We start from the raw sequence: 13,981 nt of genomic DNA, 5'->3' as shown, positions 1-13,981 counted from the left end.
CATGGATATAAAAATTAGAGCATATAAAAAAGAAGACGAAATAGGCTGGGTACGTTGCCGTTCGTTATCTTTTTTAGATACAGCATATTATGACAATGTACTTAGAGGGAAAGAAAAATATGAAAATCCCGCAAATGAAGGTTTCTCTTTAATGAATTTACAATAATATAAAGATGCATTATTCCGTATGACAAAACCATCCTGCGAAAAGTCCTATAGAATAATTAAGATAAAGGGATGTGTTAGCGATTTGCATATGATTAACGGTAGTTTATTTATTATTTTTGGGGTTATCTGTTATTTATTTATCCGAAGTATATTAATTGGGTTCAAAAATAAAAAGCATGTGAATTGGTGGAAAGAGTTAATTAGTTTTCTATTTGCAGTATACATTTGTATGGTTGTTGCAGTAACCTTATTCCCTTTACCAATCGGGTTTCCTTCTAGTGTTGAAAATCTTAATCGGTCAGTCAATATTATTCCTTTTGCATCAATTATTAAAGATATCGGTCAAATAGGGAGTGCTTATGATGGTGATGTCCTATTTATGATTGGTCTAATCGTAAGAAATGTAGGCGGGAATGTTTTATTATTAATGCCTTTAGGGTTTTTAGCACCACTTATATGGAATAAATTCAAAAAAGTTAAAAATACTATTTTATTAGGTTTTATCATATCGGTTAGTATAGAATTGTTACAATTAATCGAGTCATTAGTTAGTGGATGGGGACGTATTACCGATATTGATGATGTAATCTGTAACGTTCTAGGTTCTATAATTGGATATTCCATTTATAAAATCACTTTAAAATTAGCTGCTACATTTAACATTCAAGTATTAGATAAAACTAACTCTAAAGGTGTAGAATTTATTGATAAATAAAAGTTTAAACCAGTTTAGGAATGTACTAATAAAGCTACTAAAGACGTACGAGTAGAAAGTACGTCTTTTTACTTTTATAAATAATGCTTAAGGCTGATGGGAAATCACATTCCGTATTTTACAAATTAAAGTAGCTATCGTATTTCAAGTATGGTATGAACAGAGGCGAATATAATTTTCAAAGGTAAACAAGTATATAGGAGGACTCTAAATGGATATTCTATTTGTTATTCTTATAATTGTATTAATGCAAGGTAAGGAATACAAAGTGAATATTAATCGTATTTGGCTCATTCCGGCTTTGCTGTGCTTTGTAACAATCCAGTCCATTATTCATATGGGACAATTAAATATATTGCACGTACTATTATTCGTTGCAATGCTCGGAATTGGATTGGGTCTTGGAGTTATTAGAGGAAAAGCTTTAACATTTCGATTAGATAGTGAAACAGGTCATGTATTACGAAAAGGAAATTGGTTAAGTACAATTATTCTCCTTGTTATTTTAGGTGCAAAGGTTTTGATTAAGCAAAGTATGTTTCCTGGCAGTACTCACCACACATTAATGGTTGTAACGAATGCCTTTTTATGTATCACATTAGGTACCGTAATTAGTAGACGCTATTATATTTGGAAAAAATATAATGAATTAACACAAACAGCGTAAATACATTCGTCCCTTGTTTAACAACGCTGTGAACGGTAATACTAAATAATATTGAACTTTTACAACAAGGGATGATAATATGATATTCATTTACACGGATTTCGGCGGAACGCATACAACCTCGCTAGCTGCAGCTTATCATTTAAATAAATTACCAACTGATCGGAAGTTAACGAAAGAAGAAATTTTAAATGTAGAGTACTTTAATAAATTGAAAACAGAAGATATGGGGAAAATTATTTTTCATGGACAAGATGAATATGGGAATCCTGTATATACAATTGGCTGCGGGGCATCAAAGGTCGTTGTACCTGCCATGAAGCATTTAGGAGAGATTCTGCAAAAACATTATCAAAACAATGATAAGATTATTTTTTCTAATACATCACCAACAGTTCCATTGCCAATGACTTTAGGCGGTTTGTTTTCTAGAAGATTTCATATTGATTTTATTGGTGTACCGTTACTCGTATGGGGAGCAAAAATTTGCTGTGATAACATCCAGCGGCTTGTCAGTTATACGAAAGAAGCGGGGCGAATGACGAATGATTATGTTGTTATTTTAGATAACGAAACATTTAAGTAATGTAATGTTAAAAGAAGACCGAGAAATTTTGTGGTTTTCTTTTTTTTTGATAAATAGACAAAAAACATTCACATTTATTATCCATCTACTATAGCCAAAATAATAAAGTCCTGTTACTATTACAGGGGATATTCTCTTTTCGTAAGATAAATATATAGAAAAGTCAGAAAAGAGGAACAGAATAAGGGAGGAACAACATGAAGCGTGTTGCTTGGTTTACTGATAGTACAACTGCGAGTTTTACAACAGATGGTGATAACTTTGTTATCCCAATTGAAGTTATTATTGATGGAGTGTCTTATAAGGATTGTGAAGAAGGAGTTCATAAACGTCTTTATGAAGCGTTAAATGATGGAAGAACAGTTACTACTTCGCAACCTAACATAGGGGAAATGGTAGAATTATTTACTAAATGCAAAGAAGAATATGAAGAAGGCTTTGCAGTTGCTATTAGCGGAAAAGTAAGTGGGACCTATCAAAATATGAAGTTAGCTGCTGATATGGCAGGTTTCCCTTTAACTGTATTAGATAGTGAAACGACAAGTTATCCAATGGATGAACTTTTGAGAAAAGCTAAAACGTTATACAATGATGGTATGACTTTACAAGATATACATAAAACATTAGTAGATGAAAAAAGAAGGCCCTTTTATGTATTTCCAAAAAGCCTAAAAGGTTTATATGCAAGTGGTCGAGTAAAGGGAGTTCAATTTTTACTTGGAAGTTTATTAAGTGTCAACTTAATCTTAGAAGTAAAAGGCGGAGAACTTTTACTTGAAAAGAAAGTGCGTAAAATCCAAAAATGTAGAGACTACATTAAAAATGAGCTTGAAAAAGAATTACCAAAAGTACTTCATATGTTCTATGCTAACGATAAAGATGGAGCTGAAGAATGGATTTCAGATATTAAACAAGCATTCCCTGAAATGGATTTCAAGCTTTATCCATTGCCAATTTCATTTGCTGTTCATGCAGGTGAAGGAACAATAGCAATTAGTTATTAAGAGTAAAACCCGTGAATAATTCGCGGGTTTTTTATTTTTTTCTATAACAAATATAAAGTATTCATTGAATCTACCCCATACTAAAGATAATTATGTATAGATAGATAAAAGGATTTTCTATGATTAGAAAAGAAGTATTTATAAACAAATATTAAAATGGTAGTGATATTATGAAAATCGGTAAATTTGGAGAAAAAAATAATTTAAGTATAGATACGATTAGACATTATATGGATCTCGGGCTAATTATCCCCGAAAAGAAGGGGGGCCATTATTTTTTTGATGAGTATTGTCAAAAAGATATAGAGCTTATATTAGAGTACAAATGGCTAGGATTTAGTTTGAATGAAATTAAAGAACTTTTTCTTTATAAAAGTTTAGCAAAATCTATGAATTACGAAAAAGATACTTTTTACCAATCTTTATTTAAATTGAAATATGAAAAGATGGAACATGAAATAAAAATTTTAAAGGAAAGAAGAGATAAATTAAAGGCAGCGTTAAATGATTTATCTATAACAACGGAGATTTCTAATTCAATTTTAGGGATAGATTTAAGGGTACTTAATTTTCTTACATGTTTTAAGTGTAGCGGAAATTTAATTCTTCAAGATGGAATTATTAATAGCAATCAAATTATGGAGGGAAAATTAACTTGTAATTGCGGCGAAGAGTATGTTATTACTTCAGGGATTTTAACAGCAGGTAAATCGTTTGAAACGTCTGACAGGGCTTCTTTTGAAGATCCTATTTCAGATTATATCCATAAAACTGATTCTTCTTATTTGGAGAATATACATAGAGCAGGAGAATGGGCGAAAAAGAAACTAAAACAACTAGATTTAAATGACAAGGTACTGCTTGATATAGGATCGGGTTTTGGATTCTTTTTACGAAATATTTATGAAGAGCTGCCAGAAGATTGCTTATATATTGCTGTTGATCGAGATTTGAATAAACTTCTATTTTTAAAAGATGTAATTGAAAGAAGAAACTCCACAAGAAACATTCTTTTTATTTGCGCTGATTTTTTAAGTATACCTATTCAGAACCATTCTGTTGATATTGTAATTGATCAGTCTGGTACAAGTAATTACAGTTTTGAGAATGAAATCTTTTTGCTGCATGAATTAAATTCCCTTTTAAAACCTGATTGTTATTTATTAAGTTCATTTATTTTATTTAAAAATTTCAGCATAAATAGCCAAATTACAACTAGATTTCGAGATAATTTTACGTCTTCAAAAGTGAAGAGAGAAATCCAAAAGCTACAGTTTAATTCCATAGATGAAAGAACTTCAGAATATATAGAACGAGGAGGAAAATACGAGGATTTCTTTGTTCAAGGAGAAGAAATTTATACATATTCATTTTTCGGAAAAAGATGGGGTTAACCCCATCTTTTTTAATTTTTCTTTTAAAAGTTTTTAATACTAGCATATTGATATTGGGTTGACCCGAGAACTTACACTGTACGTAATACAAAGTTAAGCGGGAGGGAAAAGTTATGGAGAGTTTACGAATACAGTTACAAAATGAAAAAAGCAACCACGAACTAAAAAATATTTGTCTCTATGTAATTGGGAAAACAATATCAATATTTGGTAGCTCTATTTATAGTTTCGCATTAGGATTATATGTTTTACAAATAACCGGATCAGCATTAAATTTCGCAATTACACTCATTTTAGGAACGATTCCAATGATTGTTATGAATCCATTTGCCGGTGTAATTGCAGATAAAGTTGATAAAAAGAAACTGGTCGTTTGCATGGATTTACTAAATGGAAGTTTATTAATTGTTACTTATATAGTAAGCAGCAATTATGGATTAAACTTATTCATTATTTATGCTATTACCTTTCTTATGTCGGTATTTACAACATTCTTTGGAATAGGGTTAGAAGCAGCAAAACCAAATATCGTGTCTAAAGAGAGATTAATGAGTATTAACTCTATAAGTAAAATTATCGATTCTGTATCTTTAATTCTCGGTCCTATGTTAGGGGGCATCGTTTTTGCTGTATTAGATATAAAAACTTTTATAATTATAAATGGTATTTCATTTATTCTTTCGGGCATATCCATATTGTTTATTCACTTTAAATTGTTCGAGTACAACATAAATGAGGAATGTTCAAAAAGAGAAATTAATTTTATTAAAGATATAAAAGAGGGGGTTTCTTACTTAATTGAAAGGGAAAGCTTAAAAAATACGTTTCGTATTTTAACTTCACTTAATTTCTTCCTAGGTTTTGCTGTAATCGTTCCATTACCGTACATAATAAACACAGTTCTCAATCTTAGTTCGAAGCAATTTGGCATAATTCATGGGACTTTTCCAGTAGGAATGATAGTTGGTGCAATATTAGTAAAAAAGATAACTGATTGTTTTTCTTATTCCTATCTTTTGAAAAAATCAAGTTTTATGTTGGCAATTTTTATGATAATTTCAGGGATTCCAGTTTTATTCAACAGTATTGAAGTAGATAATTTTGTATACGTTACTATGTATTGCATTATTATGTTCTTTTTAGGACTAATGATAGCACTAATTGATATTCCTTTAACTTATTTCATGCAAAAAGAGATTCCCGATGAATATAGGGGAAGAGTGCTCAGTATTGGATTAAGTATAGGTAAAATGATGCAGCCAATAGCACTGGCATTATCAGGTCTATTATTAAATTATATTCCAGCCTACATGCTTCCAATTGCAGGAGGGATAGTATTTCTTATTTTGAATAAGGCTTACTCAAATAAGTTGAATTTAGAAATTCATTCAACAGATTATAGTGTTTAACGTAACTAAATGATATTGTTAAATATTTAAAAAGCACAGGATCATTATCCTGTGCTTTTCTATCGTAATTCAGCTGTCTTTCTAATAACAATCTTATCAATATCATCTTCTTCATCACCAATAAATAACCCGCGCTCTTTTAAATATGTTTCGAAGTATAAATCTGCTTCTGCACGTTCATCATATGGTTTTACAGATAGAACGAAACCTAATTTATTTTGCTCCTCTAAATGAGAAGTGGAGATGTAAGCCGGTACATTGTGGCGTAAAAAGAGCTCTTTAACCGGAATAATCATATCTTTCATTAATTTCGTTAACATACCCATTTCAAACTCAAAATTAAAGCGATCTATACTAGATAAATCCGCGAATACTACACCAATAAAACCTGTATTAAATACTTCTTGATATTCTACTTCTTCGTTACCGTAAAAATTCTTTTCGATTAAATAATTTATAAAGTAAGCAAACCCATCACTTTGTTCAAACGGTTTTGTTGAAAGAACAAAGCCGATTTTCTTTTGTTTATGTAAATACACACATGACATGTATGCGGAGATATTATGTTCTTTAAATAATGCACTCGTTGCCCCAGATAGACCATCTAGTACGTGATGAACAATTTGAAGTTTTTTACGAGCGAAATAATAGGATTTCTTTTGTAACTCCAATGTATCAATAAAGACAGAGCCGATAAAGCCTGTATTTGAAATAATAGGTGTTTGCTTTTTTCTTCCTCTGCGCTTTGCTTGAGCCATTGTTAAAATCATCCCTTCATGTACAAATAAATCAAAAAGAACGTTTGTTCGTATATTTATATTTTACTATTAAAACGCTCTAAAGTAAAGGGTTTTTGATGAAAAAACAATAAAAAAGACACCTGTAAAAGGTGTCTTAAACGCTGTAGGGAATAGGGTTCATCCCGATTATTTATATTATGATACAGAAACAATCTCTTCTGTATCTTCTACATCTAAATGACAGTCCATAGTACGAACATCTTGATCTTCATGACTTCCGAAATAAATAGTAATTTTCATATGTATCGCTCCTTTATTCTAGGAATACCTAAAATAATTACTAGTAATGTTAATATTTATTATATACCACTTTTTTCATTCCGACAATGTTATATCATTTTTAATTCTTATTATGCTACATCGTGTGATATAAAGGGGTTAAAAAGGGGGATATCATTGATTAAGTGAAATTTCTTATATGTTATATTTAATATAGGAGTTATTAAATTATTACTTTCTATGAAAGGAGCACGATTGATGAATTATCAAAAGTTACTTATAGATAATTTTACATATAAAACTACATATGTTGCTCGACATGTGCAAGGAATGAGTGTAAAGAAAACGAAGGATTATATTGCCGTTAACTGTGGTTTACCTACAGATACATTTAATATTATTACTTTATTAAACAACAACTTAACGGAAGGAAACGAGGAATTATGTGCGGAGATAGAATACTTTAATCAAAAAGGGTTCCCCATGAGTGTTTGGTGTTGGGATGCAAAGCGAGAGAATACACTTAAGAACGAGTTACTAAAACTTAGATTAATAGAAGCAGAAAATAATATTGCAATGGTTGCAGATTTACAAACAATTCTTCCTACAATAGACATACCAGCAGGTTTTACAATACAAAAAGCAACTTCGCCGGTACAAATACAAAAATTTGGCGAAACATTAGCGGCTTTATTCGGTACATCAGCGGAAGGCTCTAATGTTCAATCATACTATAATCAAATTTCTTCTTTAGATTTATGGAATAGCGATGACATGAAACTATACTTAGGTCTTTATAAAGGTGAGGTAGTATCTGTTGGCTCTTTAGTATGTACGAAAGATAGTGTCGGTATTTATGATATTGCGACTAAAGAAGAAATGAGAGGACAAGGATTCGGCTCTACTATGTTTAATTTCTTACTGCAAGAAGCTAAACAACTAAAAAATACGTATTGCGTATTACAAGCTTCACCTGATGGAATAAATATTTATAAAAAATCCGGCTTTCAAGTTGTAGGACAAATGACTGTTTTTGAAAATCGGCATTTATTTGAGTAAATCATCCAAGTCAAATTGTTTTAAATATAGGAGTTAACATACCGTTATGAAAAAAACATCTATAATTACAATCATTTGTTTCTTCACAGTAATAAGCATCTTTGTTTTTCAACAAGTAAATGAACATAATTATATAAAAGCTACTAATCAATCAAATTATATAAAAAACATTGCGCATAGAGGTGCTTCTGCATATGCACCAGAACATACAATAGTGGCTTATACATTAGGACAACAATTAAAAGGTGACTATATAGAAATAGATCTCCAAATGACAAAAGATGGACATTTAATAGCTATGCATGATGAAACATTAAACCGTACAACAAACGGTATGGGATTAGTTAAAGAACATACATTAGAAGAAATAAAGAAACTAAATGCAGGATCTTTTTTCAATAAAAAGAATTCCAATTTAGCAAAGGAAGAATTTGAAGGTGCTAAAGTTCCAACACTAGAAGAAATTATTGAAACGTTTGGACATAATGCTAACTATTATATCGAAACAAAATCGCCAGATGAATATCCTAGAATGGAAGAAAAACTATTAGAAATTATTAATCACTACCAAATAAATGATAAAGTTATTATTCAATCATTTAGTGAAGAAAGTCTGCGAAAGATTCATAATTTAAATGCCAATATACCGCTAGTACAATTATTATCATATAAAAAAGCAGTTCAATTAACAGAATCAGAAATAGAAAAGTATAAAACATACTGCATAGGTCTTGGTATGAATTACAAATATATTGATGCAGCCTACGTAAAAAAAATAAAGAATTATGGATTAGAAGTTCATCCATTTACAGTAGATAATGAAAAAGATATGAAAAAGTTAATTTCTTGGGGCGTCGACGGGATGTTTACTAATTATCCAGATCGTTTGGATACACTTATGCCTTAAAGAAACAGAAATAAAAGGAATCCAAAAGTTTGGATTCCTTTTATTTTTCTTCCATTCCATGTCCTTAGTGCAAAAACAAAATATTCAATTCACTACATAGAATATCAAAAAAAATTAGAAAGTAACCAAAATACAATTAATTTTTCATTTGTTTTTTATATTTTTTTGATACACTGGCTACGAGAGGAATACCGATTAACGTCGGTAAAAACCAAAACCATATAGGCGGCAGTAAATTAATAATGGGAATATGAATTCCGACGTTTACTAAAAGTGCGGTAACGGCACCGATATAGGAGCCTAACATACCTCTAATATGGTGATGAATCCAATTTTTCCAACGCTTTTTTCCTGCAAGATATCCATAAATCGCAAATGAATAAGAGAAAATTGCTACATAAAATAAATATGCGATTTTATCCCAATTTATAATAGACAATATAATTGCAGTAAGAGTTATTACAACATAGGATGCATGATATATTTCGCCCCATTCCGTATGTTTCCCTTTCTTTTTTTGAGCAAGCATAGCTACAATTCCCGTAATTAAACATATGGTTCCAAATAATATGTGAATGGTCAAAAGAATATTGAAAATGCTCATAATAATTCCTCCTTTTTATTTTTATAGTATTGCAGTATAGGAGAAAAGTTGAATAACATTGTTAGTTCGACTTAATATATAAATACCTTGAGTAAATTGTTCAGGCGAAGCATATCCATACGATAAACGTACATATTGCTTGGATATGGTTAGGTGAGGTGCCAACTTTTGTTTCGATAGTTGGAGGGGTAATTACTATATTAGGGGTAATAATTACTCATTTAACATTTAAAAAAGATAATTATAAACAAATCGAGAGCGGAAAATATCTATAATAAATAGCATTAGAATTAGATGAAAAAGAATTTATTCGAGACTTTATAAAAATAATGCTATAAGGTGATGTCGAAAAAGGGAATCATTTCACTCCGTTGAATATAAAAGATAAATTCTCTTTTTAAAGGAGCTTAAAATAGTGAACGTCCAATTAAAAATTGTTACGAGAGAAAATTGGGAAGACGCATTGAAATTACAAGTTAAAGAAAATCAAATGCAATTTGTTCCGGCAGTGGCAGTATCACTTGCTAAAGTATACATAAAACCAGATGGTGAAAATGTCGAATATGTTCCATTCGCTATATATGATGGCGACCTTATAGTTGGTTTTATTATGCACGCTTATGTACGAGAATCAACAGATATGTATTGGATTAACGGATTTATCGTTGATGAAAAAGAGCAAGGAAAAGGATATGGAAAAGCAGCATTAAAGGAAATCATTAACTTAATAAAAAATAACTTTAAAGAGTGTGAGGAAATTAGATTAACTGTCCATAAAGATAATATTTCTGCAAAAAAACTATATAAATATTATGGTTTTAAACCATTAGGAAATGTATACGACGGTGAGGAAATATATCGCTTATTGTTGTTGAAATAAAGATGTACTGTTTTGAATAGAGTTATATCTTGTATTTATGGTGAAAAAGAAAAGAACATCTAGAATTGAAAGATCGATTAAGAAACTGCTTAGAAACAATAAGTTGTTCTGTTTTAGATCCAAATTGCGGAGAAGTGGTGTTACTAAGTCATATAAATTATTGCAAGCAGAATTCACACAATTATTTAAACATTTTATTATAAAACAGTATTTATATATACTTAAACTATCATTAATAAAAACATCATGGGAGGAACTAATATGAAAGAAAGTAATAAAAAGGAGTTGTCACTAGAGCAACGTGAAGAATTACTACAAACATTGAAAGATCGTTTTGAGAATCATATGAACCGCCATAACGACCTAGAATGGACTAATGTTCAAGAAAAGCTGGATGCTAATACTGAAAAATTGTGGTCACTCAATGAAATGGAAAGAACTGGTGGCGAACCTGATGTTGTTGATTTTGATAAAGAAAAAGGCGAATACATTTTTTATGATTTTTCAGCAGAAAGTCCTAAAGGTCGTAGAAGTGTTTGTTATGACCTTGAAGCGCTAGAATCAAGAAAGAAACATAAACCAGAAAATAACGCTATTGATATGGCAACTGCCATGGGCATTGAACTATTAACGGAAGACGAATATCGGGCGTTGCAAAATCTTGGGAATTTCGATTTGAAGGCATCGAGTTGGGTGCAAACACCTTCTGATATTAGAGAACTTGGCGGTGCCATTTTTTGCGATTATCGCTTTGGGCATGTCTTTGTTTATCACAATGGAGCAGAATCTTACTATGCCGCAAGAGGTTTTCGTGGTTCTCTAAGAGTTTAAAATTTGTACAGACAGGTAAATTTGAAATTGAGAATAGATTGCATTCTTTAGCTAGCGGCTTCGACTGTGAGGCCTCATAGAATATGGGGATTATCTTTTGTAAAAGAATGAATCAACTAAAAATATTAAGAGTATGTTTTGATAATTTTTTTCATAAACATACTCTTTTTTAGAATTATTTATCAAAATTATTAGTTTTAATTAAATTGTAAACGAAAACATGTAAAATGTTCTCTTGCAGTTATTAATAATGTTCATCCATATGAAACACCTATGATTTATATTATCTCGCTTTTAAATGACAATTTTCGAGCAAGTATAAAGTGAATGATTAGGAGGAATACAAAATGAAAAGTAAATTCCATCATATTGTACGAGCTATCATGATAAAAGATGAAAAATTACTAGTTGCTGAATACATAGGACATCACTATTTTTTACCCGGTGGCCATGTTGAGATTGGGGAATCCGCAGAGAATGCACTACTAAGAGAGTTGCGAGAAGAACTTGGAGTAACTTGCAGTATAAAACAATTTTTAGGCGTCATAGAAAATCAATGGCAAGCCAAAGAAACCCTTCACCATGAAATTAACCACATTTTTGAAATAGATTCAAATGAGTTAAAATCAGATTTTACTCCAATATCTAAAGAGTCCCATTTAGCATTTCACTGGATTGATTTTAATAAAGAAAATATAAACTCCTATACAATAATGCCGACACCTTCCGTAAAAGAATTACTAGAAAGAAAATTAAGTGATGAACTATTAACTTGCTGGATTAGTAACTTTTAATTGTCTTTATTTATATTAATTACGTCCACTAAAAGAATATAAAGAAAATAGGCTCATAAACAAGGTACATCACCTAGTGTAAAGTCATATTTTGTTGATGTACGCATTTAGTCTATAGCCTTATTTCTACTTTATTTTTAAAAGTAAATAAACTTAAAGATATGGACGGAATTTACATTTATAAATGGAGGGTTTCATAATGAATGATTTTCAACAAGAACTACAAGCATTAAACCTTAATGCTTATCAACCTGGTAATGTTGTTTATTGGGATCAGCAACAAAATCAATATCCATATTACTACATTCAAGACGATGCACGTCGTTGTGGCGGATGCGGTGGCGGCGGACGTTGTGGCGGTTGTGGTGGTCGCTGTGGTGGTTGTGGCGGCGGACGTTGCGGCGGTTGTGTAGGTTGTGTAGGCTGCGTTGGTTGTTTCAGCTGTTCTAATTGCTGGAACTGGTGGGTTATTTAAGTATTATTGATCTATAATATTTCACATGAAAGAAAAGTGCAGATGCAAAGTTATAATGTATTGAAACTTTTCTTTCATGCTGTCATTTTTATATGTTTTAGGGGGATATTTATTTGTACAAATATGAAAAATTAATTTCATGGGTAGAAAACATTAAAGAGACTAATCAAAGTTCTGCGGCAGCACTTTGTATTATTAAAGATAATAAGATTGTGCTCGAGCATTATAGTGGAACGCATTCAAATACTCCTACTAGTAAAAAAGTAACCATATCTTCACAGTTCAATGTCGCTTCCGCAAGAAAAAGCTATTTAGGATTAATGGTAGCTTATGCGGTTTATGAGGGGAAAATAAAATCACTTGATGACGAGGCAGTAAATTATTTTGAAAAACATGATCCTTCATTACTCGGTAAGACAACGATAAGACATTTAGTAACTCATTCACACGGTTTAAATGAAACCGATGATGGGACAGTTTTTCGTGAGTTTGAGCCGGGACAAGCTTGGGGGTACAGAGATATTAATGTAAGAATGGTGACGCAGCTTATTTATCAGCTGTATAATAAGAGTTTTCCTGAACTATTAAAGGAGCGTGTATTCATACCTGCTGATTTCAAAGAAACTGGATGGAGAATAAAGCAAGATGATAATTTAGTTAAGATTGTTGTAAATCCAAATGAAGATGCCATAAATAGTGTTGGTGCAGTAGATGACGGCTCCGAGAAAAATTTGTTTGTCTCTGCGAGAGAATTTGCATACTGGGGGAACCTGCATTTAAATAACGGGTTTTTAAATGGTAAACAAATTGTGCCAAAAGAAGTTATAGCACTTGCTACGAGCTTACAAAGTCCAGAGTATACAAATAAAGAACTACCTCAAAACGGGTTGTTTTGGCTCGTTCAAAATGTACCTGCTTTATTTAGTGAACTTGGTGAGCGAGTTCCGAAAGGTTCTTATCAAATATTAGGAATTACAGGACCAACGATATTAGTCATTCCAGAATATAATGTTGTCGTTGCTAAAATGTACAATAAAAGATACAACTATGGTGGAGATAATTATTTATATTATTTACGTGAATTTAGCAATTTAGTCGCTGATACATTTAGCAGCAGTAAAAATAATGTGGTTAGGGCATAACTACTCCTATAACAAAAAGGAGTGAACTTTAATGAAAAATGAAGTGAATAAAAATAAAAAGAAAAATATAAAGGATGTAAACACAGAACAAAACGCGATTTATAGCGATCCGAAAGATGCAGCTAATATGCAAACTGTTCCGCAACCGAAAGACTTCGAGGAAATTGAATATTAATTTTCTCTCCGACTTATTTATGAAAGAAAAATACGTCTTAAGTCTCATCACTTTCAGCAAATTATTTGATAACATATGTACATAAGCATTCGAAAATGTCTTATCTTAACAAAGCTTTCTTTAAATGCTGTATATAACCTACAAAAAGACAC

17 protein-coding genes and 1 pseudogene are annotated in these 13,981 nt (G+C 31.1%); 16 read left to right on the top strand and 2 right to left on the bottom strand.

Features of this window, described 5'->3' with window-relative positions; translation table 11 throughout:
- Position 1 precedes the first annotated feature (1 nt).
- The 7 genes from NSQ47_RS07670 to NSQ47_RS07640 all read left to right on the top strand — a co-directional run bounded on the left by NSQ47_RS07670 (position 2) and on the right by NSQ47_RS07640 (position 5,943).
- A complete protein-coding gene (locus NSQ47_RS07670) occupies positions 2-166 on the top strand; it encodes a hypothetical protein (protein WP_002161602.1) in 165 nt (54 codons plus the stop codon).
- An 84-nt stretch (positions 167-250) separates the two neighbouring features.
- Positions 251-883, top strand: a complete 633-nt coding sequence (locus NSQ47_RS07665; protein WP_341036531.1) for a VanZ family protein — start codon at positions 251-253, stop codon at positions 881-883.
- A 211-nt stretch (positions 884-1,094) separates the two neighbouring features.
- Positions 1,095-1,550 carry a DUF1453 domain-containing protein gene (locus tag NSQ47_RS07660; protein ID WP_341036529.1) on the top strand — a complete coding sequence of 152 codons (456 nt, stop codon included), beginning with the start codon at positions 1,095-1,097 and terminating at the stop codon, positions 1,548-1,550.
- Between the two features lie 79 nt (positions 1,551-1,629).
- The gene (locus tag NSQ47_RS07655; protein WP_002110178.1) at positions 1,630-2,136 is read left to right on the top strand and encodes a DUF3189 family protein; all 507 of its coding nucleotides are present in this window, start codon (positions 1,630-1,632) and stop codon (positions 2,134-2,136) included.
- A gap of 197 nt (positions 2,137-2,333) precedes the next feature.
- A complete protein-coding gene (locus tag NSQ47_RS07650; RefSeq protein ID WP_002110177.1) occupies positions 2,334-3,140 on the top strand; it encodes a DegV family protein in 807 nt (268 codons plus the stop codon).
- 170 nt (positions 3,141-3,310) lie between these two features.
- Positions 3,311-4,534, top strand: coding sequence for a methyltransferase domain-containing protein (locus NSQ47_RS07645; RefSeq protein WP_341036526.1), 1,224 nt, complete (start codon positions 3,311-3,313; stop codon positions 4,532-4,534).
- A 113-nt stretch (positions 4,535-4,647) separates the two neighbouring features.
- On the top strand, positions 4,648-5,943 hold the full coding sequence (locus NSQ47_RS07640) for an MFS transporter (RefSeq protein WP_341036524.1): 1,296 nt from the start codon (positions 4,648-4,650) through the stop codon (positions 5,941-5,943).
- 59 nt (positions 5,944-6,002) lie between these two features.
- Here NSQ47_RS07640 and NSQ47_RS07635 read toward each other — a convergent pair whose 3' ends face one another.
- Positions 6,003-6,701, bottom strand: coding sequence for a hypothetical protein (locus tag NSQ47_RS07635; RefSeq protein ID WP_016104985.1), 699 nt, complete (start codon positions 6,699-6,701; stop codon positions 6,003-6,005).
- Positions 6,702-7,220: 519 nt separating this feature from the next.
- Between NSQ47_RS07635 and NSQ47_RS07630 the strand changes: the two genes are divergently transcribed.
- Complete coding sequence (locus NSQ47_RS07630; RefSeq protein WP_016104984.1) at positions 7,221-8,021, top strand: GNAT family N-acetyltransferase; 801 nt, start codon at positions 7,221-7,223, stop codon at positions 8,019-8,021.
- A 46-nt stretch (positions 8,022-8,067) separates the two neighbouring features.
- Positions 8,068-8,928 (top strand): glycerophosphodiester phosphodiesterase, encoded by an 861-nt coding sequence (locus NSQ47_RS07625; RefSeq protein ID WP_016104983.1) that lies wholly within the window; start codon positions 8,068-8,070, stop codon positions 8,926-8,928.
- A gap of 136 nt (positions 8,929-9,064) precedes the next feature.
- On the opposite strand, the gene NSQ47_RS07620 is transcribed toward NSQ47_RS07625, so the two are convergent.
- Positions 9,065-9,532, bottom strand: a complete 468-nt coding sequence (locus NSQ47_RS07620) for a DUF2306 domain-containing protein (RefSeq protein ID WP_016104982.1) — start codon at positions 9,530-9,532, stop codon at positions 9,065-9,067.
- A 134-nt stretch (positions 9,533-9,666) separates the two neighbouring features.
- Between NSQ47_RS07620 and NSQ47_RS07615 the strand changes: the two are divergent.
- The 7 genes and pseudogenes from NSQ47_RS07615 to NSQ47_RS07585 form a co-directional block, all read left to right on the top strand.
- Positions 9,667-9,807: pseudogene (locus NSQ47_RS07615) on the top strand (EamA family transporter); the annotation flags it as partial.
- Positions 9,808-9,947: 140 nt separating this feature from the next.
- Positions 9,948-10,412 (top strand): GNAT family N-acetyltransferase, encoded by a 465-nt coding sequence (locus tag NSQ47_RS07610; protein WP_002161616.1) that lies wholly within the window; start codon positions 9,948-9,950, stop codon positions 10,410-10,412.
- A gap of 261 nt (positions 10,413-10,673) precedes the next feature.
- Positions 10,674-11,243, top strand: a complete 570-nt coding sequence (locus NSQ47_RS07605) for a DUF4256 domain-containing protein (protein ID WP_341036519.1) — start codon at positions 10,674-10,676, stop codon at positions 11,241-11,243.
- A gap of 347 nt (positions 11,244-11,590) precedes the next feature.
- Positions 11,591-12,037 carry an NUDIX domain-containing protein gene (locus NSQ47_RS07600; protein WP_283750234.1) on the top strand — a complete coding sequence of 149 codons (447 nt, stop codon included), beginning with the start codon at positions 11,591-11,593 and terminating at the stop codon, positions 12,035-12,037.
- 199 nt (positions 12,038-12,236) lie between these two features.
- Positions 12,237-12,512, top strand: a complete 276-nt coding sequence (locus tag NSQ47_RS07595) for a heterocycloanthracin/sonorensin family bacteriocin (protein ID WP_002161619.1) — start codon at positions 12,237-12,239, stop codon at positions 12,510-12,512.
- Positions 12,513-12,625: 113 nt separating this feature from the next.
- The gene (locus NSQ47_RS07590) at positions 12,626-13,654 is read left to right on the top strand and encodes a serine hydrolase domain-containing protein (RefSeq protein WP_341036512.1); all 1,029 of its coding nucleotides are present in this window, start codon (positions 12,626-12,628) and stop codon (positions 13,652-13,654) included.
- A 31-nt stretch (positions 13,655-13,685) separates the two neighbouring features.
- Complete coding sequence (locus NSQ47_RS07585; RefSeq protein ID WP_215558553.1) at positions 13,686-13,829, top strand: hypothetical protein; 144 nt, start codon at positions 13,686-13,688, stop codon at positions 13,827-13,829.
- Positions 13,830-13,981 lie beyond the last annotated feature (152 nt).

The sequence above is a fragment of the Bacillus sp. FSL R10-2780 genome, from assembly GCF_038006125.1.
Classification (GTDB): domain Bacteria; phylum Bacillota; class Bacilli; order Bacillales; family Bacillaceae_G; genus Bacillus_A; species Bacillus_A cereus_U.
This window is presented reverse-complemented; position numbering and strand designations above follow the sequence as displayed.